Genomic DNA, 23,754 nt, shown 5'->3' with positions numbered 1-23,754 from the left:
ATCAATTTCTGATCATTTGCTCATGAAGTTGTTCACGGCGTGGTCAGCGGGCGCGTTCCACCCGCTGTTCGTCCCAGACCGGCTCGGCTGATTCGTACACTTTCCCGTCCGATCCGAACACCAGGAACCGGTCGAACGTCCGTGCGAACCAGCGGTCGTGGGTGACGGCGAGCACCGTGCCCTCAAAGTGGTCAATGGCCCGTTCCAGCGCTTCGGCGGAGTGCAGGTCGAGGTTGTCCGTGGGCTCGTCCAACAGCAGCAGGGTGGCACCGCTGAGCTGGAGGAGCAGGATCTGGAAACGCGCCTGCTGGCCGCCGGAGAGGGATTCGTACTTTTGTTCCGACTGCCCTGCCAGGCCGTAACCATCCAGGGCGCCGGCGGCAGCCTCCCGGCCCAGCCCGGAACGGTGTTCGTCGCCGCGGTGCAGGATTTCCAGGAGCGTCTTGCCCAGGAGATCGGGCCGGACATGGGTCTGGGCAAAGAACCCGGGCCGGATCCGCGCACCGAGCTTGACGGTCCCTTCGTGCGGAACCTCGGCGATCTCGACGTCCGAGACGGGCAGGTGCTCGCGCTCGGGATCGGTTCCGCCGGTGGCGAGCAGGCGCAGGAAGTGGCTCTTGCCGGAGCCGTTGGAGCCCAGCACGCCGACGCGGTCGCCGAACCAGACCTCGGTAGAGAACGGCTTCATCAGGCCGGTCAGTTCCAGCCGTTCGGCCACGATGGCGCGCTTGGCGGTGCGCCCTCCCTTGAGCCGCATCTGGACGTTCTGTTCGATCGGCAGCGCCTCCGGCGGCCCCACTTCGAGGAACTTGGCCAGCCGGGTCTGGGCGGCGTGGTACCGGTTGGCCATATCCGAGCGGAAGGCCGCCTTGTTCTTGTACATATTGACGAGTTCCTTGAGCTTGATGTGCTCCTCGTCCCAGCGCTTCCGCAGTTCCTCGAAGCGCGCGTTCCGGTCCGCGCGGGCCTCCACGTAGGATCCGAACCCGCCACCGTGGATCCAGGCTGCGGCTCCGTTGATCCCGGGCTCCAATGTGACGATCCGTCCCGCGGCGTTGTTCAGCAGTTCGCGGTCGTGGCTGATGAAGAAGACCGTCTTCTTCGACTCGTTGAGCTTTTCCTCCAGCCAGCGCTTGCCCGGAACGTCCAGGTAGTTGTCCGGTTCGTCCAAGAGAAGGAGGTCGTCCGGGCCGGCGAACAGTGCTTCGAGGACCAGCCGCTTCTGCTCGCCGCCGGAAAGGGTCGACGCCGGGCGGTGCTGTGCGCGGTCAAAGGGCAGTCCCAGCGCGGCCATGCAGACTTCGTCCCACACTGTTTCGACGTCATAGCCGCCGGCATCTCCCCAGTCCACAATGGCCTGGGCATAGCGCATCTGGGTGGGCTCGTCGTCGTGCTCCAGCATGGCCAGCTCGGCGTCATCAACCTCGCGGGCAGCGGCCGCCAGCGCCGGAGGAGCAGCGGACACCAGGAGGTCCCGGACTGTTGAACCGTCACGGACCTGCCCCACGAACTGGCGCATGATGCCCATGTTTCCGGACCGTCCAATGGCACCCTCGTCCGGGACCAGGTCTCCGGCGATGATCCGGAACAGCGTGGTTTTTCCCGTGCCGTTGGGCCCGATCAGGGCGGTCTTGGTGCCGTCCGGGACCTTGAAGGTCACGCCGTTAAGGAGCTGTGGGTGCCGTCGGAGAGGAAGTAGTCGATGCCGGAAACGTCAATGTGTGCCACGCCGTCAATCCTCCCACGGCCGAACCTAGCCGGCGGCGGTGAGGAACTGCTTCAACAGCGGACCCGAGGTGGTGGCGCCCAGGCCGCCGTCCTCCACGAACACTGCCACGGCGAGGTCGCCGTGGACGGCCACGATCCAGGCGTGCGTCTTGGGCGGATTCTCGGTGCCGAACTCGGCGGTTCCGGTTTTCGCACCCACGGGCGCACCGGGGACGCTGGCGAGGAACCCTGCATGGCCGGAGGTGACGACGGCGCGCATCATGTCAGCCAGCGATGCCGCTTCGGCTGCCGTGATCGGTTTGTCCGATGCCGTGGACGGAGCTTCGGCTGTGGCCGTAGCTGTCGGCGCAGCCGCCGGAGCCGTGGACCCTGCGGTGGTTCCCGCGGCGGCGGCACCGGCGTCGGGGTTGAGGACCAGCTGCGCCGAGACGGGGGCGCCCTTGGCTACGGAGCCGGCCATGATCGCCGCGGCCAAGGGGGAGAGCAATACCTTGCCCTGGCCGATCATGGATGCTGCGTGTTCGGTGCCTTGCGCTTGGCCGGGCACGGATCCCAGGAACGCTTCCGCGCCGAGTTTCGGCGCCTCGACCGCCACGCCCATGGAGGTGGCAGCGGCCTCGAGCTGGCTCTGCGATACCGAGTCGCGCTGGGAAATGAAGGCGGTATTGCAGGAGTGCGCAAAGGCATCCCGGACGGTTACCGTGCCAAGGGACGTTGCCGGGTAGCCTTCGGAGTTCTTGAAGGTGCGCCCGTCCACCGTGAGGGTGGGGGTGCACTGGACGGTGGAATCCGGATTCATGCCGTTCCGGAACATTGCCAGGGAATCCACCATCTTGAAGATCGAGCCCGGGGCGTACTGGCCCAGCATCGCCGTGTTGTAGCCGTTGCTGCCCGGACCGGAGGCCGCGGCGAGCACGGCGCCGGTGGAGGGCCGGAGTGCCACGATGGCCGACGCCGGCCCCACACCCTCCAGGGTGGTCTCGGCCAAGGTCTGCAGCCGAGGATCGAGGGTGGTCTTCAGCGGTGTCCCGGGCTTGGTTGCCACCTGGAAAAGGACGCGCCGGGGGTCGGTCCCGGCGGACTGGATCTGTTCGCGCGTCAGGTCGGCGCGCTGCGCCCGGATGACGACGGCGTCCGATCCGCGGAGTTGCGCGTCGTACTGTTGCTGGAGCCCGCCGATGCCCGTGACATCGCCGGCGTCCAGGGCACCGTTCGATGCGTCGATCTGTTCTGCGGTGGCTTCGCCCACCGAGCCGAGCACGGCGCGGGCAAACGTCCGGCTGGGGGCCAGCGGGACGGACGCGGGAATGCCGCGGGCACCCGGGATGGCCTGGATCTGTTGATCCGAGATGGTCCGGCCTTCTTCACGCAGCGTGATTGCCGAAACGAAGGCCTGCGCACCCGCGGCCTTGACCTGCTGTACGTAGGCGGCGGGGTCCACTCCCACCAGCGCGGCCAGCTTGCCGGCGGAATCGGCGGGGTCTGCGGCACCCAGTTGCGGCTTGTCGATGCCCACATTCACCACGGGACGGTACGTCACCAGTGGAGCGTCACCGGCACCAAGGATGTCGGCCCGCTGGGGGGACTGGGAACCCTTGGTGACAATCTCGCTGTCCGTAAGGCCGGGTGCCAGGAGCGCCGGGTCCCACACCGTCAGCCACTTATCGCCTGACTTCCTGAAGTTCGCCGAGCTGGTGTACTTCCACTCGGCGTCGCCGAACTTCCAGGTGTAGCTCAGCGGCGCAGACGCTTTATCGCCGTCCAGGGTGAGTCCGCCTGCCTGGACCTCGGGCTTCTGCGGATCCAGGGCCGCGAAGACCTGGTGCAGCTGGTCGTTGGCCGCGGCAGCGTCCTTGCCGTCAAAGGCCACCGAGCCAACGTCCAGCGATGAGACCGCGCCGGCCAGCTGTTGGGCGGCGGCTTCAGCCCCGCTCTTTCCGTCGTCGCAGGCCACCAGGGAAGTACCCAGGACGAGCGCAGCTACGGCAAGCGAAAGTTTTGTTGATTTCCCCATGGGGCCATTATCCCCCGGCCCGGCAGCGTGCTGCGCCGTGCCGCCGCAGGCCAGGCGGTTGTGGCAGCGTCGCCGTCCTTTGGACCTAGCCGAGGGACAGGTCCGGAACCGGCAGCTTGAAGATGTCCTTCAGGGCGTACGTGGCCGCGTGCATCCCGGGCATCCCCGTGACGCCCGGGCCAGGGGGCGTGGACGATGAACAGAGGTAGACGCCCAACAGCGGGGTCCGCCACGGGACGGGGGACACCACAGGCTTCTGGATCAGGCCGCGCACGTCCATGACGCCGGCACTGAAGTCGCCGCCAACGTAGTTGCGGTTGTACTGGGCCAGCTGCGCCGCCGTGATGGCGTGCGATTCCACCACGAGGTCGCGGAATCCCGGTGCAAACCGCTCCAGCTGCGCCGTCACCTGGCCGGTCATGTCCCGCGTGGAGCCTGCGGGAACGTGGCAGTACGTCCACAGCGTGTGCCGCCCGTCCGGGGCCCGGCCCGGGTCGAACCGGGAGGGCTGGGCCACCAGGACATAGGGCCGTTCAGGATGGCGGCCGGCACTGACCTCGTTCTCCGAAGCCGCCAGCTCGGCCCGGGTGCCGCCCACGTGGACGGTGCCGGCGTCGGCAAGTCCGCGGGCCTGCCACGGCACCGGGCCGGACAGAATGAAGTCCACCTTGCAGGAGCCGTTTCCGTACCGGAACTCCTCGAGCGCCCTGCGGTAGTGGCCCGGCAGGGATTCGCCTGCCATGTCCAGCAGTCCGCGGGGCGCCACATCCAGCAGGGTGGCCCTGGTGGGAGGAAGTTGTTCCAGCCGGTCGATGGGGGCATCCGTGTGGATGACGCCGCCGTGGGCGCGGATATCGTCGGCGAGGGCTGCCGCGATGGATGCAGAGCCGCCGCGGGGAATGGGCCATCCGCCGGCATGCCCCAGTGCACCGAGCATGAGGCCGGCCCCGGACGCTGCCAGGGAAGGCAAATGCGAGATGGCATGGGCGGCAACTCCGCTCAGGAGGGCAGGCGCAAGGTCCTCCCGGAACCTTGCGTTCCACAATCGGGTTCCCTGTTCAAGCGTCCGGAGTCCGTAAACGCCTGCCATTACCGGATTCCGGGGGATGCGCAGGAGCTGGTTTTGGGTGAAATCCATGATGTCGTCAATGTGCCGGACCAGCGGTCCCATGAGCCGGCGGTAGGCAGCGCCGTCCCGGCCCAGTTCCGCGGCGGTGCGTTCCAGCGATGTGTAAGCCAACGCGGCCCGGCCGCCGTCCAGCGGGGAACCGTAGGACACCTCAGGGGTGATCAGGTCCACCCTTCGGGGCAGCTCGAAGGCACGGAAGAACGGGGATGCCAACGCCATGGGATGCACCGCGGAGCAGACGTCGTGGAAGTGTTCCGGCTGCATGAGTTCGGTGGTGCGCGTGCCGCCGCCGATGGTCGGGGCAGCCTCAAAGACTTCCACGGACAGCCCTGCCCTTGCCATGACCGCTGCCGCGGACAGCCCGTTGGGACCGGAGCCCACTACTGCGACATCAGGCACGGGACGCGGATTTCCAGGGGACAATGGATTCCGCAGGCCGCGCCGGATCCAGCCGGAACCAGTCTGGCGCGTTCCCGAAGGGTCCACCGTGCGGATCATCAACGTGATGGCGGCGGATGGGGTCATATGCGGGGTTGTAGATGTCCCAAACGATTCGCGCCATGAGGTAAGCCACCGCGGCCATATGTGCGGCAACGGCGAGAACGTAGTACGGCATGTCCAGGTTGTGTTGGGACGAACCGGCGCTGGTCACCTGTCCAAGGTACATCCAGATCGCGGCCCAGTGCAGGGCTTCGATGCCCTGCCAGACCAGGAAGTCGCGCCACCTCGGCCTTGCGAGGGCAAGCAGCGGGATCAGCCATACGACGTACTGGGGCGAGTAGACCTTGCTGGTGAGGATGAAGGCTGCCACGATCAGGAACGCGAGCTGCGCCAGGCGGGGGCGGCGGGGAGCCGTCAGTGCAATGGCTGCTATTGCGGCGCACAGCAGCACGAACAGCCCGGCTGACAGGGCGCTGACGGCGTCCGGGGCCAGCCCGGACCAGCCCAGCCTGGCCGCCACCAGGTTGTAGGCGAACCAGGGGGAACTGTACCCGGCACCCCGGTCCGCGCTGTACTGGAAGAAATAGGCCCAACCAGTGGGATTGGCGGCCGCGAACGGCAGGTTGGCCACCAGCCACGTGGCGGCGGCACTGCCGGCAGTCAGCAGCAACGGCCGCCACCGTCCGGTCCGCACGGCGAGCAGCAGGATGGCCCCCAGGACCAGCAGCGGGTAGAGCTTGGTTGCGGTGGCCAGACCAATCAGGATGCCGGCAGCCACCGGCCGTTGCCGGGCAAAAAAGTACATGCCACCAGCCAGCAGGCAGGCCGCCCAAAGATCCCAGTTGATGGTTCCCGCGAGGACAATTCCGGGGGCAACCGCCACCATGGCGGCGTCCCAGGGCCGGCGCCCGGGCATGCGGGCAATTGCCACGACAGTGAGCATCGCCACGGCCGCCAGCAGCACGGCGTTGATGTCGAAGTAGGCCAAGGCCCGGGCGTTGGCGTCACCACCGGGAACCAACCAGGCCGTCAGCCCCGCAATCAATCCGATGAGCACCGGATACTCAAACTGGCTGCCGCTGCCAAGGATGGGGAAAACCCCCTGCGCCATGCCGCGGTTCCGGAACAGCTCCGGGAAGTCCGAGTAGCAGGTTGCGTAGAACTGGGTTGGTGTCTCCCAGCCGTTGACCCGGCAATAGCCTTTGAGCAGGATGCCCACCAGGGCCGCCAGTGCGGTCAGGACCACCAGCACCCGTTCCACGGTGTAGATGCCGGGGGAGGCGACGCCGGGATCCGCCCGGCTCCCGAGCGGGCCGCCGATCACCTCCGTGAAATTCCGGAGCAGTGCATCGCTCCGGCTTGGCACCACGATTCGGGGCCGTCGTCCACCCTCCGGCGGCTGGGTCTCGTGCATGGAGTCGAGCTTACAGCCGGCTCCCCACGCAAAGCGCGGGGAGCCGGCACTCAGCGCAAGCCACCGATCTGCTGGTGCATGAGCACGAAAACGTCGTTTCGATGCTGCTCCAGCAGGTCACTGTTGAAGGAACTGCGGCGCTGCAGTGGGCGGGACAAGAGTCCCAGGATTTTCCGCATCAAGGAAGACACCTCCTTTCGCCGTAACTAGGGCACAAAAAGTGCATGATGAATTAGCGCCGCTTTTCGGCGCGCAAAAGCGCGGAATGAGGGCGCACAAATTCCATGGGGGAAATAAGCCGAAATTGCAGGAAAGAATACAATTTCAGGGGACGCTGACGGTGCCGGAAGACCTGCACCTGCCGCAGAGCCGGAACGCGGAATTGCGCGGACGCGGTATCAGGCGTCAGCGAAGCGTGGGCTGGGGCAGGCGCTGCTCCGGGAAGTCAGCGCAGAAAGTGCGGCGTACCGGCAGGGATCCCGGGAACAGGCCCTGGTGGGCCGGGTTACCGGGGAGCCTGGTTCCGGTTAGCGGCGCCGCGGTGAACCGGGGAGGGCGGCAGACCGCCACCCGGTACCGACCGAAGCCACGCGCGCAGCACCAGCAAAGGCCGGGAACGCATTGATGGGGGTGTTCCATTCGCCAGTCAAAGTCATCATTTTCCCAACCTCCTTTTCTGCTGTCCGCTGCGTGGTGTGCAATGCGGTCTTGGACCCGGGCTGAGTGCCGTGGGGTCAGGAATAAAGGTACCCCAGGAATCCGGGAAAGGCCAGCAATTGCCGGGGAAAAGCGGAAAAGTCATTTAATAAAAGGGTTTACAGCCCCCAGCGCACAATAGCTGGCGTCTTTTTATCCCAGCCCAGGGTGCATACTTTGGCAGTGCCGAGGATAAAGTGCCTGCCTTCCGTGGGGGGCAATTCCAGCCAGCGCGCGGTAAGGATCCGGGAGAAGTGCCCGTGCGCCACGATCAGCACGTTGTCCATCCCGGATTCCAGGATCCGGCCAATGATCTTGTCCGCCCTCGCGGCCACCTCGTCAAGGGTTTCGCCGTTGGGAACGCCGTGCGTCCAGATCAGGTAGTCGGGGTTGTCCTTGCGGATCAGGTCCGAGCTGATTCCTTCGTAGTCCCCGTAGTTCCACTCCACCGCGAGCGGTTCGTGCCGGGCATCGGGGAAACCGGCGAGCTCCGCGGTGCGCCGTGCACGCCGCAGCGGCGAGGTGAGCACCAGGTCGAAGTCGACGCCGTCCAGTACCTTGCGGGCCTCCACGGCCTGCTGTTCCCCTTCCACCGTCAGGGGGAGGTCGGTCAGGCCGGTGTACTGCCCGCTCTTGGACCATTCGGTTTCACCGTGGCGGAGGATCCAGAGCTGGGGGCGCGGGGCAAAGGCGGGGTTGGTCATTTGGACTCCTCAGCGGGTGAAGGTTCGACGACGGCGGGAGAGGTTCCGGATTCGGGCCCGGCAGGTGCGGATTCAGGCTGTTCGGCCCACCAGCGGAGCAGGCGCGCCTGGGCTTCTTCCGCGGGCAACGGTCCGTGTTCCATCCGTTCATTAAGGAGGAACTTGTAGGCGCGGCCCACCACGGGCCCTGGTTTGAGGCCCAGCAGGTCCATGATCCGGGCTCCGTCCAGGTCCGGGCGCACGGCTTCCAGGGATTCCTGTTCGCGGAGCGCGGCAATGCGGGACTCAAGGTCGTCATAGGCGAAGGACAGCCGGTCGGCCTTGCGCTGGTTCCGGGTGGTGACGTCGGACCGCGTGAGCCGGTGCAGCCGTTCCAGCAGCGGGCCGGCGTCGGTGACGTAGCGCCGCACCGCCGAGTCGCTCCAGCCGGCGTCGCCGTAGCCATAGAAACGCATGTGGAGTTCCACCAGCCGTGCAACCGCCTTGATGGTGTCATTGTCGAACCGCAGCGCCTTCATCCGTTTGGAGGTCAGCTTGGCACCCACCATGTCGTGGTGGCGGAAGCTCACAGCCCCGCCAGGTTCGAAGCGGCGCGTAGCCGGCTTGCCGACGTCGTGCATTAATGCCGCGAAGCGCAGCACGAAGTCCGGGCCGGGCACTGCCCCCTCCGCGTCTGTTTCAAGCTCAGCTGCCTGCTCCAGGACCTGGAGGGAGTGCTGGTAGACGTCCTTGTGGCGGTGGTGCTCATCGGCTTCGAGCCGGAGGGCGGAGACCTCGGGCAGCACATACTCGGCCAGCCCGGTCTCCACCAGGAGGTCAATGCCCGTCCGCGGCCGGGCGCCGCACACCAGCTTGACCAGTTCGTCCCGCACCCGCTCCGCGGAAATGATCTTGATCCGGTCAGCCATGCGGGTCATGGCGTCCCGGACGTCGTCGCGGACCGAGACGCCCAGCTGCGCCGCGAAGCGGGCCGCCCGCATCATCCGCAGGGGGTCATCGGAGAACGAGGACTCCGGCGCACCGGGTGTGGCGAGCATGGAGGCATGGAGGTCCCGCACCCCGCCGAACGGATCCACCAGTTCCAGGGAAGGCAGTTTCAACGCCATGGCGTTAATGGTGAAGTCGCGTCGCAGCAGGTCGTCGGTGAGGGAGGAACCGAAAGCCACCACGGGCTTGCGGGAGTCGGGATCGTAGGCCTCGGCCCGGTACGTGGTGATCTCAATTTGGAAGCCGGCCTTGCGCATGCCGATCGTGCCGAAGGCGCGCCCGATCTCCCAGAAGTTGTCCGCCCACTTCTTGATCAGTGCCACCGTCTGGTCCGGGGTGGCGTCGGTGGTGAAGTCGAGGTCGGGGGAGGTCCGGCCAAGGAAAAGGTCGCGCACCGGCCCGCCCACCAGGGACAGTTCGTGGCCGGCGTCCACGAACCGCTGTCCGAGCTCCAGGACCACCGGGTCCACCTTGAAGTCAACGGTGTGGGAATCAATCTTGTGATGTGCGTGCGACATAGTTCCTTAAGCTTGGCAGAAACCAGCGGCGCGGCAGTCCAAAAAAGCGTCAAGATCCGCGCTGATTGAGGTTCCCGGTCTCAAAATGCGTCACATCCCGTCCATGTTGGTGTCATGTTCCGGTCATCACGAACGGGCAACAGTCGTTAGAGTGGACTCCATGGCCCATCCAGTACCGAGCGCTCCAGGCAGGAGGACGAACGCACCATTGCCATCGGCAATCGGGGCGCATGTTGCCCCTGCCCAGCAATCGGCACCGGCGTCGCTGCCCACGGTTGAGGAAGTCTCGGCCGGCGGCGTTGTGGTGGACACGTCCGACGCCGAATTGAGGGTTGCGATCATCGCCCGCCTTAATCGCGGCGGACGGTTGGAATGGTGCCTGCCCAAGGGGCATCCGGAGGGCAAGGAAAACAACGAGCAGGCCGCCGTCCGCGAAATTGCCGAGGAAACCGGCATCGAAGGAGACATCCTGGCGCCGCTGGGCAGCATCGACTACTGGTTCACGGTCAGCGGCCACCGGGTCCACAAGACCGTGCACCATTACCTCCTGCGCGCTACCGGCGGCGAGCTCACCATTGAGAACGATCCCGACCAGGAAGCGGTGGATGTGGCCTGGGTTCCCATCCAGGAGCTGGCCCGGAAGCTGTCCTTCCCCAACGAACGCCGCATCGCGGACCTCGCCCGCGAGGTCCTGCCCGGACACCTCTAAGCCCGGACGCCGCCGTCGTCATTGCGGTGTTACGGGCAGGCGGGTGAGACGATGAACTCGATGTCAGCTACCAACTTTCCTTCCGACCGGTCCGGCCGGCCCGATGACGCCGCACCCGTCGACGCAACCGCCGATCCGGCGGCACCGGAGACTGCGCAGCCCGCGTCCGCGGGTCCCAGCGAGTCACGTTCCAGCGCCATCATGGCCGCGGGGACGCTCGTTTCGCGTTTCCTGGGCTTCGGCAAGACCTGGATGCTCGGCACCGCCCTGGGCCTTGGCTCAACGGTCAACGACACGTTCATCAACGCCAACAACCTGCCCAACCTGATCTTCCTCCTGGTGGCCGGCGGTGTCTTCAACGCCGTGCTGGTGCCGCAGATCATCAAGGCAAGCAAGGCTCCGGACAGGGGAGCGGACTACATCAGCAGGCTGCTGACGCTCGCCGTGTTGCTTCTGTTCGGCCTGACGGCCCTGGTGACGCTGGCGGCTCCGGGGGTTATCGAGCTGACCACACAGGGATATTCGCCGCAGCAGAAGGCCCTCGCGGTCACGTTCGCTTTCTGGTGCCTGCCGCAGATCTTCTTCTACGGCCTCTACGCCCTGCTGACCCAGGTCCTGAACGCCAACGGCGCGTTTGGCCCCGCGATGTGGGCGCCCATCCTGAACAACGTGGTGGCCATCGCGGGCCTGGGCATGTTCATCTGGCTCTTCGGCAGCAACGAGGTAAGCGGACATACGCTGGACAACTGGGGGTCCACGCAGACGCTGCTGGTGGCCGGGTTCTCAACCATTGGCGTGCTTTCCCAAACGGCCATCCTGATGGTTCCGGTTTTCCGGCTGCGGCTTGGCCTCCGCCCCCGGTTCGGCTGGCGGGGCGTGGGGCTGGGCCATGCTGCCAAGCTGAGCGTGTGGACACTCCTGACCGCCGCCGTCGGGCAATTGGCCTTCCTGTACGTCATGCGCATAGCCACCATTCCCGGTGCGGAACGCATCCGCCTGCAGGAGGCGGGGGACCCTGCGGCGTCCATCCTTCCGGGCAACGCGGTCCTGGAGGTGGCCAGCCAGCTGTACCTCCTGCCGCACTCCATCATTGCGCTGTCCTTGGCCACCGTGCTGTTTAACCGGATGACCCGCGCCTCGCAGGAGGGCAACCGCGCTGAACTGCGGGACGCCCTCTCGCACGGCCTGCGGACCATGGCCGTAGCCACCGTGTTTGGCGCCCTGGCGCTCTTTGCCCTGGCCGGCCCGCTGGGGATGTTCTTCTCCGGCGGCTCGCGCCAGGACGGCGTCATGCTGGCCCAGACGCTGACCATCCTCGCCCTCAGCACCCCCTTCATGAGTGCCAACTTCATGATGTCCCGTGTGTTCTACGCCAACGAGGACGCCCGCACGCCGTTCTATGTGCAGCTCCTGTTGGCCGTCGTGTACGTGGCCGGCGCCTTCGCCATCCAGTTCCTGCCGGTTGGCCGGATCATCTACGCCATTGCCGTCCTCTATATGGTGGGCAACATCCTCTCGGTGGTCATCAGCGCGTTCTTCCTGCGCCGCCTCCTTGGGCACCTGGACGGTGCGCGGATTGCCAACTCTTACATCCGGATGGGGTACGCGGCGCTGGGCTCGGCCATCGCCGGCGCGGGCGCCCTGTGGCTCATGGGCAGCTACAGCCCGGACGGCTTCGCCTGGCAGAACCGGGGGACTGCACTGGTGACGGTCGTCGTCGTCGGTCCGGTCATGCTGGCCGTCTACCTCGTCCTCCTTCGGCTGTTCCGGGTCACTGAGCTGGGCGACATGCTCCGGCCGCTGCTGGGCCGGTTTGGCCGTGGCCAAGCTGTTGCTCCGCAGGCGGGGAACACGCCGTCGTCCTCTCCTGCCGAAGGGGCAGGCGGGGAGCGCGTCCACCGTCCGGAGCGGGCCACCACGTCCGTGGACACCGGCCTCATTCCCCGGATTTCCGGCGAGTTCGACGCCGTTTCCTTCCGGGCGGGCCCGGATCCGGAACGCGGAGTGCACCGCCAGGACGTGAACGACGACGGCAGCCACGAGGCTCCAACGGCTGAGTACCTGCCCGGCGAGGAGCAGCCCGCCACTGCGCGCGGAGGCCTGCTCAGCGAGCAGATTCCGCTTCCGGGCCGCCGGACGTACCAGGGGAAGGCCGGCGAAAACCCGTACTTCAAGAACCGCCGCCCACGGAAAAAGTGATGCTGGCGCGGTTTGGCGCCGGTCTTCTCCACGGGCGTCCGGGGCTGATCGGCTAGGATCGAACAGGTACAGGGGTAGTTGCATTCAGTTTGGCCGTGCGCGGCACCTGAACGGCGGTTGCGTCATTGAGGCCGGCAATCCCGGACAGTCTAGGAGGAACACGTGTCCAACCCGATCGATGTCGGATCAGTACTGGGCGGCCGTTACAAGGTCACAGCCACGGTATTGGCCTCCCACGACCACGATCTGGTGCTTGACGGTGTTGACCAGGTCCTCAACCGGCCGGTCAGCATCCTGGTTGCAGGCCCGGAGAACACGGAGCAGGTCGCCCAGAGCGCCCGCGAAGTGGCTACCGGCGAACGCCCCGGCACGGTACAGGTCCTGGACCTCGGCGTTACCGAGGACGCCACCTACCTCATCACCAACCACACCTCCGCCGCCGACCTCCTGGACCTTGTTGTGGCGTCCAACCCGCCCTACGTCGAACCCTTCTTCACGGACACCCTGGGCAGTGAGATCTTCGGCCAGGCGCGTTCCCACGAACCCGAGCCCTACGACGACGAAGACAACGTCGACGCCGGCTACATCAACTACGCCGACTCGCACCCCAGCCAGGTTGATCCTTATCCTGCCCCGGCCATGCCGCCCAGGCCCACGGTCCGGCCTGCAGGCCAAGCCCCCTCAGCGACCCCGGCTTCCGGCCGCGCTGGTACAGCCGGCGCCGCCGCTGCTGGTACCGCTGGTGCCGCCGCGGCGGGTGCCGGAGCCGCGGCAGCTGCGGCCGATCGGCGGCCGGCCAACGTTGATCCCGACGCCACGGCAGCACAGCCCGTACAGCCTGCGGCCGGGCGTGACGCCGGATTTGAGCCGGCAGACACCGCGGACACCGGTCCCACTGACACCACCCAGGCACATCCCCGGCAGTCCGTTCCGGACGGCAAGCCGAAGGTTTCCCTGTGGTCCGATGACGATTACGCGCAGTCGGGGGACCAGGACTACCACGAGGACAGCGACGCCCCCGAGGAGCCGCGCAGGGTCAACGGCAGGTCGGCCCTGTTTGCCCGTGCGGCGGCTCCCGCCGCTGTCGGTACTGCATTTGCCGGACGTGACGATGATGACGACGACGACCGTCATGAGTCCGAAAACCAGCCACGTTCCATGCGCTGGCTGGTGGGCGGCCTCCTGGCCGTTGTCCTGATTGCCGGGCTGATCTTCGCCGTCACCAACCTTGGCAGCCTGTTCACCCCCTCCCAGCCCCAGGCCAAGTCGGCTCCGCCCGCCGGCACCAGTGCACCGCAGGGGTCTGCGTCGGCCACCCAGGCAGCTCCGTCAGCTCCACCGGCTGTCCCGCCCGCTATCGAGAGTGTGACCCGGCAGGGGAACTTCGACTTTGCTGCCACATTCGATGGTGACCTCGTCAAGGCCTTCGACGGTAACAACGCCAGCTACTGGTCCGACATGGAGTTCGCCACTGAAAACTGGGGCGGCCTGGCCCCACAGGGCGTTCCCCTCGTGGTGAAGCTCAAGAGCAAGGCCACTGTTTCTTCCATCACGCTCTCCCAGCTTGGCGGTTCCGGTGGAAACATCACCGTTTACACCAACGACCAACCTTCCCTGGATGGTGCCAAGGCAGTTGGCACCAACAGCTTCACGTCCACGGACCTGAATGTGCCGCTTGCCGAGCCAGTGCAGGCCCAGTATGTGATTGTTTCCATCAATTCGCTTCCAAAGCTTGCGGCCCCGAAGACCCGTTACGGTTACGGCCTCCGCCTCGCGGAAATCAAGGTCCAGTAGGCCGCCTGCACGCTGCGGTTGTTACAGCCGCGCCGAGCGTCCCGAGCGGGGGAATGTACTCTGGAAAGAGCGCCCTGCGAAGGATCGTCCTGTACCCTTTGCGGGATTCACCTTGTCCGGGCGCTGGAATATTCAGCACGCGGGCACGGTTGTGCCATGTGGCCGGCCTCCAAGGGGAGGCAAGTCGAACAAGGAAGAGGTTCACGTCCCAGTGACCATCGCAGAAAACACGGCGTCCGACGTACGTGATGTCATCATCGTGGGCTCGGGCCCGGCAGGCTACACGGCAGCCGTGTACACCGCACGCGCAAACCTCAAGCCCCTGCTCCTCGCGGGTTCAGTCACTGCCGGCGGCGAATTGATGAACACCACGGATGTGGAAAACTACCCCGGCTTCCCTGAAGGGATCATGGGGCCGGACCTGATGGAGAACTTTGAGAAGCAGGCCACCCGCTTCGGCACTGAAATCCAGTTTGAGGATGTCACGGAGCTCGACCTCCAGGGACCAGTGAAGTCAGTCACCATCGCCACGGGGGAGACCTTCAAGGCGAAGGCCGTCATCCTGTCCACCGGGTCTGCCTACAGGGAATTGGGTCTCCCCAGTGAGAAGAAGCTGTCCGGTCACGGCGTAAGTTGGTGTGCAACCTGTGACGGTTTCTTTTTCAAGGACCAGGACATCGCGGTCATTGGTGGCGGAGACTCGGCAATGGAGGAGGCCCTCTTCCTCACCAAGTTCGCGAAATCGGTAACGGTTGTACACCGCCGTGACACGCTCAAGGCTTCCAAGATCATGGCGGACCGGGCACTCGCCCACGAGAAAATCAGCTTTGCCTGGAACAGCGCCGTGGACGATGTCCTCGGCGAAGAAAAGGTCACCGGACTTCGGTTGAAGAACCTCATTGATGGTTCCCTGTCTGAACTTGCCGTTACGGGTGTTTTCGTCGCTATCGGCAACGATCCGCGCACGGATCTGGTCAAGGGCATTCTGGATCTGACGCCTGAGGGCACCATCGCCGTGGAAGGCCGGAGCTCGCGGACCAGCCTGCCCGGTGTGTTCGCAGCCGGCGATGTTGTTGACCCGACCTACCGCCAGGCAATCACTGCTTCCGGTTCCGGATGTGTTGCGGCTATCGACGTCGAACACTACCTGGCCGACCTGCCCGCATAATCCGCGCCACTGTTATCCGAAGAGAAAGACAAGGTTATGAGCAACGCAAAAGATGTAACTGACGCAAGTTTCGGCACTGACGTCCTGTCCGCAGACAAGCCTGTCATCGTAGACTTCTGGGCTGAGTGGTGCGGCCCCTGCCGCAAGCTGGGACCCATCCTCGATGAAATTTCCGTCGAATACAGCGAGAAAGTAAACGTCGTCAAGGTCAACGTAGACGACAACCCGGCAATCGCTGCTGAATATGGCATCACTTCGATTCCGGCCGTCTACCTCTTCCAGGACGGCGAAGTGAAGAGCACTGTCATCGGTGCCAAGCCGAAGCAGTTCTTTGAGAAGGAATTCGCTGACGTTCTTTCCTGATCAAGTGCACCGCAGGTGCCCATTGGCAAATAGCTAGAGAGTGGCTCCCGTCATCCGGCGGGGGCCACTTTTTTCTCTTGGCTATGGCGGCGGACGTGTTCACAACTCGACCTGCGCCTATCGATCCTCTGTACGCGGTGAGCCAATACTGGCTGACGGGTTTATCGGGGGACCGCGCCAGGTACAACTGCACCTACCGTTTCACGTGAAACATAGCTGCGCTGCCCGCTTGTTCTGCGGATCCACAAGCTCGGCTTCGGCGGAAATCGTGCCCTGTATGTGTGAAGACTTACACGGAGGAGGGCGGCCGGCACGTCCCGGCCCCGCTCGTTTCCACCAATCAAATACGACGCAGCAACCTCCCAACATGATGTCCCCGTCGCATCTGGATGGTTTAATAGGCACCAGCTACGAAATAGGGGTGGCAACTGCCCTTCCCAAAGGGGCCGAAACCGATGCTGGAACAGGCGCTTCATGTTTCACGTGAAACAGCGTGGAGGCTGACTCTGTGGTTGAATCCCGCGCAGTACGACACGGGTGAAAGACACATTCTCTACAATCGTCCACAAGCTACTGAACGACGGCCTCTCGCCGGTTTCCCTGGCCGCTGGAACCACGTAGCGCAGCATAAGGGAGCGGACCCAAGCTGCCGACTCTTCGTCCCTGGTCTTTTCGCCCCCGGTTGGCCCATGTAGCGTGGACAACCCGAAGTCGATGAGACCGATCCGCCCCGTCAGCACGCTGCGTCTCTGTACAGTTTTGACCCTGGCGGAGACATACTCCTTACATCGCAAGGCCCGGGGTCAATGTTCATTGACGAAAGTAAAGGCATTGGCCTCACGACACTTGGAGAACCGAGTATAGACGCTTCGAGTGCATGCAGCGTCCTTGCCAACTCGCGCCGCAACTTCCAACGCAGGCAACGTTCTATACCGACACGGTACTGGATCTGAGTGCACGAGAGATCGAACCCTACCGCGTCAGCGGCCCTCTGCACGCGTAATGGCTGCCACCACGCCTAGACCCTCAAGTGTGCCCCGTATGCATCTCCACGACCCATCTGCAGGTCATCGCCTGTCTCATGGCGATGAAGGTCCCGGGCACGTAGGAGAGATGCATTTGGCTGCCAACGCAAACTAAGTCAGCCGACCTGGATGGGAAGCGCATCGGGGAACCGGAAGCGTCGTAGCTGGCTTTCCTTTAGACCGTCGCCCCATCCAGCCAATGGGTGTGCCCACCGTCTCGGGGCCTCTCCGTCTTGGTGGAATTCACGCAGGCCCCTTGGCTCCACATCCCAATGTTTCACGTGAAACAGCCCATGATCCGCCAACCGCTTTTACCTCGCCATAGATCCGAACATGTGCCGCCCAGAGATTGACTCGAAGGGACCTCCATTGTGATGGGTGGCCGCTACGGTCGGGCTCCAATTAGCATGCCCCACTTACGCATTGCTGTGTCCCTTGTGTTGGACCCTGAGGGCACCTGGCCGGTTGTGACATCGACGCTTTACGGCCTGGATGATTTAGGTGATGTCATGCTTAAAGAGGGCGCGGACCACGTCAAGGTGGGCACGCACGCCCGACCCGAGAATAAGAGGGCCCTGATCGGAGGTAGCCGGTGCTGCGTCCGCGAAGGTAGCCTGTACCGACTCCCAGTAAGGTCGTCGAAGATTAGCAACGCGGGGTAAGACCATGCGCCACGGTGGATGGCCAGGTCCGCCCCGAACCCCATCAAACCCCTCCGGCCGGTGGGACACCTGGCCGAGCAGGAATAACTGAACCCCGGAACCAAACCCGCGGCACGGGCACCTTAAGCTCTAACCGCCATACCCGCAGATCAGGGAGAATGGTGGGTGCCTGAGATGGGCGGAGGGGTTGTTCCAGGCCGGCACAAGGCATGCAATCAAAGCGACCGAGAACAGAACCCTGATGCCCCACCACTGGACTTGTTCACACGTTATCCACAGAGGAGCCCCGGAGTTATTCACAGCGATATCCACAGCCAGCACTGTTATCCGAGACGCCTGCCAGACTCCTCTCCGACCCAGTCGAGGAACCGGCAAGCTAGGTCAGGCCTCCGGTTCACAGGTCGGGACCTGTCCCGATAGCGTGAACTCAACATCCAATGAGGCAACCTAATGCGGAAAGTAATCGCTTTTCTGCTCAAAACGGCACTCTGACCATCTAGCGAGTGGTAACCTTTTGGTTTCACGTGAAACATGGCGGCTGGCGACCGAGTGGGCGGTCGGCAAGGCTCCGGCATTCCAGGCCGTTGTCGGTCGACTGTCCGCTCCCATCCAAGATGAGACGAGGGCGGTCGCCATAGTTATTCACAAAGTTATCCACAGCAATATCCACCGCTTTTGCCGATCACGGCACAACGCCAACACACCCATATTGACCCCATCAGGACTCTCGCGCCGTCGTAGGTACTGGCATCGTCTGCCATCATTCCGTCAAACAGGGCGTACCCGTCATGGCGCCCTGTCATTGCGTCTCTGCGCTTAGGCCGCTCGAGGACCCATTGAGTGATCGTGCTGCAGACCTTACAGTACGTTTGCCTGCCGCACTATTGCCGAACTTGTTGCCGCGTCGCTTCTTTTCCCAAGGTCCTAGGCCCGTCAGCACTTCGAGGGCAGCATTCCTGGGCTGTGATCCCTATGGTCCTGATGCAGTTAATACACTTCTCCTTGGACGTGGGAAGTGGATGGTGGTAGCTCCGATGAACATTGATGCCCGGTCGGGGAAGTGTAGAAAATACGTGGCCGGTCCTAGTGCGGCGAACGTCGCCGCACGCACCTGACAGCTGCCGCAGCGTCTCCATTGGATCGCACTGCTGCTTTTGCTACACCCACGGCCACGGGCGCCCTCGAGTACTAGGCGTCTCACTGTTTTCTGGCCAGCTTGCTCCCGCATCGTCGAGTAGCGGTATCGCCCCAGCTCCCGCCGTATTGGTACGAGACCTCGAAGGGAGCTCAGACTGGCTGAAGAACTCCTCCGCCCAGCCATGAGAAGTCCCTTCATCCGTGAACCGCCGCAGGCACCCTCACTACAGCGCCGTTGGCCAACAAGCCGCCACTACAGTTCTGTGTTCTTTCAGTCAATGAGCCTTTAGGTCACATGCACGCACAAAGTAAGTCCAGCAGGCCTGCCAGTGTGGCTCGTCAGCCAGGGGAGACCCATCTGACGCCACTCATTAGGGCGGCGATTCCTTGCGGGTACGCCCAGTGTATGGTCCGACACGTGAGATAGCAGGCCGAAGAGGGGCCGTGGACACAACGCCACAACGCCTCGCCCATGAAGTACCGAACTTCGTCGCCAGACACACTGCCGATGAAGCTTCCCTACTTCTGCACCCAACCATGTTTCACGTGAAACACACAACGTGAGGGGATCGGACCGCCCGAAGCATCCAGTCTGTTTCACGTGAAACATGGCTCGGACGGCCTATCGATGGACCCCGTCACTTGCCGCCGGACGGAGTCCCAGTGGTCAGCGACCGCCATATGCGCTCCCAGAATGGCCATGGCGGCGGGCGCTCGGAGTGTCACGCCACCGTTACTGACGTAAAACCCTCTATCCGAGGCCAGCTTTTCTGAAGAGGGCGATAGGGAACTGAAGCGGCCGCAGCGTTGCTGACACACGCTAACGGACGCTAATGTGGTGACTGAAAATCAAGGAATCGACAGTCCAAGTGACATAGCGCAGTGGTAACCACTTCAACTCGGAAAGCCCAGTGGAAGAACCATATCGAGGCGATTCCAGTGACAGGCAGAACGTCATAAGATCTCCTGACCTCCCAATCCAAGCACACCAGTAAAACTGTTACTTCTGACAAAGAGATGACCTAAAATTCCCTCAAATGAAACGGACCCGCCTGTTACCCGTCAGAAAATCGCCAATTCGTACACTCTTCCTCGCAACCGGTACGACGACGCATCCATTGACGAAGGCTACAAGCGCTTAGTTGCACAGAGAAAATCAAATTCTCTGAGGGGGTGGGCGCCATTGTGGCCGCGCCAAGGATGCAAGCACAAGAAGTCACAGAGGATCATGACAGTGCATCCCAGCAGGGGAGTCCAGCGCCGCCAGTTGATCCCGTTTCACGTGAAACATGAACGCCGCCAGCCGCACCCCGTCCAAACCCCCTCACGCGAGCTAGCCCCCGAGCAACATCCAAAACTCACGTCCGGCACTGCCCCGGCCCGGAGTCCTGAAATAGCCGTTTAGGGACGCCAGAAGGTCCGCCAAGAGAGCAGAGTCCCGCCGGTTGTCGAATGATAGTCAGGACCCTCCTACTCACGACTACAAGCGCAAGCTCGGCCCCATTGAGTCACTTCGTGTGTTATTCCGCGGAAATGGAGGAAGCCACCAGCGCAGAACAGCGGCAAAACAGCTGCTATCCAGAGGTTTTCGATGACCGTTCACATCTTCCAACATCGAAAAGGCGGGCCGTATCAGAAATTGAATTCCGGGCTGCGGACCGCCTGATGCCACTCTCAAAGCGGTCTGCATCCGCGGGATTGCCTCCTGGGCGGGAGTCAGCAGTCCGGCCTGAAGGTTTCCGCGGCGCCCGTTCCCAAGCCAGCATCAGCCCAAGCCAGCATCAGACAGTCGGTACACCATTTTGCTTTTAGGGGAGGGCCTTAAACACAAGGAGGCCCGATTCAATTCGAATCGGGCCTCCTACTGGAATTCGTGGTTGGGAAGATCAGTTGGTCGATCCCGGCGCCAGCACATCCATGATGCGGTTCAGGTCTTCAACGCTGGCAAACTCGATACTGACCTTACCCTTCCGAACGCCTAGGGAGATTTTCACGTTGGTGTCCAGGCGGTCTGAAAGCGACGAAGCGAGGTAGTCCAGCCGCTCATGCCGTGCCCCAGGCCGGGGAATGTTGTTCTTGGCCGGTTTCGAAGGGTCCTGGTAGAGGGTGACCGCTTCTTCCGTGGCGCGCACGGACATGCCCTCGGCAACGATCTTCTGGGCCAACCGTTCCATGGCCGCTGCGTCGGGCAGCGAGAGAAGGGCCCGTGCGTGCCCGGCTGACAGCACACCGGCAGCGACACGGCGCTGCACCAGCGGGGGCAGCTTCAACAGGCGGAGCGTGTTGGATACCTGCGGCCGGGAACGGCCGATCCGGTCTGCCAGTTGCTCATGGGTGGTACCGAAATCCTCAAGAAGTTGCTGATACGCCGCCGCCTCTTCCAGGGGATTCAGCTGGCTGCGGTGCAGGTTCTCCAACAATGCGTCACGGAGCAGGTCATCATCCGTGGTGTCACGGATGATGGCGGGGATAGTCTCCAGCCCGGCAGCCTGTACAGCCCGCCAGCGGCGTTCACCCATGACCAGTTCATAGGGCTCGCTACCACTTTCGGTTGAAGTGCGGACCACAATGGGCTGCAGGACTCCGATTTCGCGAACTGAGTGGACCAGCTCGGCCATGTCGTCTTCATCGAAGATAGCTCGGGGCTGTTTGCGGTTGGGGTGGATGTCCGCCACCGGCAGCTCAGCAAAGCGTGCGCCGGGCACCTCAACCAGCTCAACGCCGGAGTCCGGGGCCGCACCCGGATCCGCCGTATTCGTTTCTACGCCGGCCTCTGCGGGCTGATGGGTTTCTTCCGGTGCCGCAGCGGGGGCAGGCTCAGCGGCTGCCTTGGAGCGCGCTGCCGGGGCCTTCCTGGCGGGGGCCTTCTTGTCAGCCGCCCCGTTGGCTGCCGCCGCCGCAGCGGCGGCCTTGTCGCTGTCTGCGGATTTGGCGGCACTTGTCTTGGCTGCCGAAGCGCGTGGGCCAGGAGCCGGGCTCTCCTTCTCCTGCGCCGTGGCTGGAGCCGGCGGGACCGGCGGGGCCGCCTGCTCCACGGGTTCAGTCTTCTTCCGGCCCTCAGGAAAAAAGAGATCCACTGGCCGCGATACTGCTCCACCGTTGGCAGAGCCATTGGCTGCGGCGGAACTTGGAATCAGCGCGCCAAGACCGCGGCCTAAGCCCCTTCGCTTCTCGCTCATGGGTAAATCCCTCCAGTGGTGAAGCCCGGACGAGCCGGACCTCCATGCGTTGCGGTATTGAAGATTCTAGCGTTCCGCTATTTCAGCGGCGGCTTCCAAATAGGACAGGGCACCACTCGAGGACGGGTCGTAAGTCATGACCGTCTGCTGGTAGCTGGGAGCTTCAGAGATCCGCACCGAGCGGGGAACGACGGCGGAGAGTACCTGTTCAGGAAAATGCTGGCGTACTTCCGCAGCAACCTGGGCAGCGAGGTTGGTGCGGCCGTCGTACATGGTAAGCAGGATCGTTGAAACAACAAGATCCGCGTTGAGATGCTTCTGGATCATCTCGATGTTCTTGAGGAGCTGGCTGAGGCCTTCCAGGGCGTAGTACTCACACTGGATGGGAATCAGCACTTCACTGGCGGCGCAGAAGGCGTTTACCGTCAAGAGGCCAAGGCTGGGCGGGCAGTCGATAAAGACGTAATCGAGGCGATCTTCGCCGTTCTTCTCGCGCGTCTTCGCATATACATCGATGGCACGGCGCAAACGCTGTTCACGGGCCACCAGCGACACCAGTTCGATCTCGGCACCCGCCAGGTGGATCGTAGCCGGTGCGCAGATCAGCTTCCCGATGTCAGGGCACGGGGCGACAACATCGGCCAGCGGGACATCGTTGATCAGGACGTCGTAGATGCTGTCCACCTCAGCGTGGTGTTCAATGCCGAGGGCGGTGGAGGCGTTGCCCTGCGGATCGATATCGATGACCAGGACGTTGAGCCCGGCAGCGGCAAGGGCCGCAGCGATGTTCACGGTCGTCGTGGTCTTGCCCACGCCGCCCTTCTGGTTCGAAACGGTGAAGATCCGGGTCTGTTCCGGACGGGGGAGCTCGCGTCCCATCAGGCGTTCCCGCCGCTTGGTTTCGTGGGCGAGTTCACGGGCGATAGGACTCGAATCATCTATCGCATCGATAACGTTTGACCTACCGGAAGAGGTTGTTTCACGTGAAACTGCGCTTCCTACCGCACCGGTAGCCGACCGTGGATGGTTTCCACCGCGGGCCGGAGCCATTCCCAAACCGGCCAATCCGGACCCAGCGACGGAACGTGCCGACCCCAGAGACACAAACGGCGGGATCCGTTGTGCGGAGGCTTCACTACTCGTCACTGGGGCACACTCACTCTCGTTCAGCCAATTTGCTGCCGTTGTCTAGCCTAACTGCTCCACCCGTCTGACCACCGTCAGCAGGCCCACTTTAGGACTTCTTTTGGGACTTGTTCACCACAATGCGCACCACAGTGGTGGGCTCCTCGAGGAGGTTGTCGCCGACGGTGATTACCGACGTCTCCACACCCCCGAGCTTGCGGATGACTTTCGCGGCCTTTTCGATCTCTTCGCCGGCGCTGCGGCCCTTGATGGCCACCACTTCACCGTGGCCCGCAAGGAGCGGAATAGTCAGGCCTGCAAGGTTGGCCAAAGCCGATACGGCACGGGCCGTGACCACGTCAGCCTCCACGTGCCCCACAGCCAGTTCGGCCCTGGTACGCATGACGGTGACGTTGTCCAGGCCGAGGTCATCCACTACTTCCTGTAGCCAGATCACCCTGCGCTCCAGGGGCTCGATGAGCGTGAGTTCGAGGTCGGGGCGGGCAATGGCAAGGCACAGGCCAGGCAGGCCAGCCCCGCTTCCGACGTCGGCCACGTGGCTTCCCTGGGCTATCTCACTTTCGATGACCGCGCAGTTGAGCACGTGGCGGCTCCACAGGCGGGGAACCTCGCGTGGCCCGATCAGCCCGCGTTCGGTCCCGGAAGTGGCCAGGTGCTCCACATAGCGCTTGGCCAGTTCCAGGCGGTCGCCGAAAATCTTCTCAGCAGCGCGAAGCTCTGCTGCCGTGATATCAACCATGG

14 protein-coding genes and 1 pseudogene are annotated in these 23,754 nt (G+C 63.8%); 5 read left to right on the top strand and 10 right to left on the bottom strand.

The window, feature by feature from the left end; translation table 11 throughout:
* Positions 1–43: 43 nt before the first annotated feature.
* From QF050_RS03915 to QF050_RS03885, 7 genes and pseudogenes are all read right to left on the bottom strand, one after another.
* Positions 44–1,728, bottom strand: a pseudogene (locus QF050_RS03915) (ATP-binding cassette domain-containing protein).
* Positions 1,729–1,753: 25 nt separating this feature from the next.
* On the bottom strand, positions 1,754–3,742 hold the full coding sequence (locus QF050_RS03910; RefSeq protein WP_308929246.1) for a penicillin-binding transpeptidase domain-containing protein: 1,989 nt from the start codon (positions 3,740–3,742) through the stop codon (positions 1,754–1,756).
* Between the two features lie 85 nt (positions 3,743–3,827).
* Positions 3,828–5,270: an NAD(P)/FAD-dependent oxidoreductase gene (locus tag QF050_RS03905; RefSeq protein ID WP_308929245.1), complete on the bottom strand. Its 1,443-nt coding sequence runs from the start codon at positions 5,268–5,270 to the stop codon at positions 3,828–3,830.
* Positions 5,263–6,726, bottom strand: coding sequence for a glycosyltransferase 87 family protein (locus QF050_RS03900; protein ID WP_308929244.1), 1,464 nt, complete (start codon positions 6,724–6,726; stop codon positions 5,263–5,265). Before QF050_RS03900 ends, QF050_RS03905 begins: the two co-directional genes overlap by 8 nt.
* A 50-nt stretch (positions 6,727–6,776) precedes the next feature.
* Positions 6,777–6,908 carry a hypothetical protein gene (locus tag QF050_RS03895; protein ID WP_308929243.1) on the bottom strand — a complete coding sequence of 44 codons (132 nt, stop codon included), beginning with the start codon at positions 6,906–6,908 and terminating at the stop codon, positions 6,777–6,779.
* 633 nt (positions 6,909–7,541) lie between these two features.
* On the bottom strand, positions 7,542–8,126 hold the full coding sequence (locus QF050_RS03890) for a histidine phosphatase family protein (protein WP_018769863.1): 585 nt from the start codon (positions 8,124–8,126) through the stop codon (positions 7,542–7,544).
* On the bottom strand, positions 8,123–9,631 hold the full coding sequence (locus QF050_RS03885; RefSeq protein WP_308929242.1) for a CCA tRNA nucleotidyltransferase: 1,509 nt from the start codon (positions 9,629–9,631) through the stop codon (positions 8,123–8,125). Before QF050_RS03885 ends, QF050_RS03890 begins: the two co-directional genes overlap by 4 nt.
* 208 nt (positions 9,632–9,839) lie before the next feature.
* Between QF050_RS03885 and QF050_RS03880 the strand changes: the two genes are divergently transcribed.
* The 5 genes from QF050_RS03880 (at position 9,840) to trxA (ending at position 15,864) form a co-directional block, all read left to right on the top strand.
* Positions 9,840–10,340, top strand: a complete 501-nt coding sequence (locus tag QF050_RS03880; protein ID WP_018762826.1) for an NUDIX hydrolase — start codon at positions 9,840–9,842, stop codon at positions 10,338–10,340.
* A gap of 60 nt (positions 10,341–10,400) precedes the next feature.
* Positions 10,401–12,539 (top strand): murein biosynthesis integral membrane protein MurJ, encoded by a 2,139-nt coding sequence (gene murJ / locus QF050_RS03875; protein WP_308929241.1) that lies wholly within the window; start codon positions 10,401–10,403, stop codon positions 12,537–12,539.
* A 162-nt stretch (positions 12,540–12,701) separates the two neighbouring features.
* Positions 12,702–14,333, top strand: a complete 1,632-nt coding sequence (locus QF050_RS03870) for an ABC transporter substrate-binding protein (RefSeq protein ID WP_308929240.1) — start codon at positions 12,702–12,704, stop codon at positions 14,331–14,333.
* A gap of 211 nt (positions 14,334–14,544) precedes the next feature.
* Complete coding sequence (trxB, locus tag QF050_RS03865) at positions 14,545–15,501, top strand: thioredoxin-disulfide reductase (RefSeq protein ID WP_308929239.1); 957 nt, start codon at positions 14,545–14,547, stop codon at positions 15,499–15,501.
* 36 nt (positions 15,502–15,537) lie between these two features.
* Positions 15,538–15,864 carry a thioredoxin gene (gene trxA / locus QF050_RS03860; protein WP_308929238.1) on the top strand — a complete coding sequence of 109 codons (327 nt, stop codon included), beginning with the start codon at positions 15,538–15,540 and terminating at the stop codon, positions 15,862–15,864.
* Positions 15,865–20,574: 4,710 nt separating this feature from the next.
* On the opposite strand, the gene QF050_RS03855 is transcribed toward trxA, so the two are convergent.
* The 3 genes from QF050_RS03855 to rsmG all read right to left on the bottom strand — a co-directional run bounded on the left by QF050_RS03855 (position 20,575) and on the right by rsmG (position 23,752).
* A complete protein-coding gene (locus QF050_RS03855; RefSeq protein ID WP_308929237.1) occupies positions 20,575–21,867 on the bottom strand; it encodes a ParB/RepB/Spo0J family partition protein in 1,293 nt (430 codons plus the stop codon).
* Positions 21,868–21,933: 66 nt separating this feature from the next.
* Entirely contained in the window at positions 21,934–23,013 is a 1,080-nt protein-coding gene (locus QF050_RS03850) for a ParA family protein (RefSeq protein ID WP_308929236.1), read from the bottom strand.
* 88 nt (positions 23,014–23,101) lie between these two features.
* Positions 23,102–23,752: a 16S rRNA (guanine(527)-N(7))-methyltransferase RsmG gene (gene rsmG / locus QF050_RS03845; RefSeq protein ID WP_308929235.1), complete on the bottom strand. Its 651-nt coding sequence runs from the start codon at positions 23,750–23,752 to the stop codon at positions 23,102–23,104.
* Between the last annotated feature and the right edge of the window lie 2 nt (positions 23,753–23,754).

Origin of the sequence: Arthrobacter sp. SLBN-112 (assembly GCF_030944625.1) — a bacterium.
GTDB lineage: Bacteria > Actinomycetota > Actinomycetes > Actinomycetales > Micrococcaceae > Arthrobacter.
The sequence above is the reverse complement of the archived record's forward strand: the minus strand, read 5'-3'. Positions and strand labels throughout refer to the sequence as shown.

Excerpts from the sequence above, each read along its gene's own strand:
- QF050_RS03900 (WP_308929244.1), bottom strand. The coding sequence starts at position 6,726 with ATGCACGAGACCCAGCCGCCGGAGGGTGGACGACGGCCCCGAATCGTG.
- QF050_RS03910 (WP_308929246.1), bottom strand. The coding sequence starts at position 3,742 with ATGGGGAAATCAACAAAACTTTCGCTTGCCGTAGCTGCGCTCGTCCTG.
- QF050_RS03885 (WP_308929242.1), bottom strand. The coding sequence starts at position 9,631 with ATGTCGCACGCACATCACAAGATTGATTCCCACACCGTTGACTTCAAG.
- trxA (WP_308929238.1), top strand. The coding sequence starts at position 15,538 with ATGAGCAACGCAAAAGATGTAACTGACGCAAGTTTCGGCACTGACGTC.
- rsmG (WP_308929235.1), bottom strand. The coding sequence starts at position 23,752 with ATGGTTGATATCACGGCAGCAGAGCTTCGCGCTGCTGAGAAGATTTTC.
- murJ (WP_308929241.1), top strand. The coding sequence starts at position 10,401 with ATGTCAGCTACCAACTTTCCTTCCGACCGGTCCGGCCGGCCCGATGAC.
- QF050_RS03890 (WP_018769863.1), bottom strand. The coding sequence starts at position 8,126 with ATGACCAACCCCGCCTTTGCCCCGCGCCCCCAGCTCTGGATCCTCCGC.
- QF050_RS03855 (WP_308929237.1), bottom strand. The coding sequence starts at position 21,867 with ATGAGCGAGAAGCGAAGGGGCTTAGGCCGCGGTCTTGGCGCGCTGATT.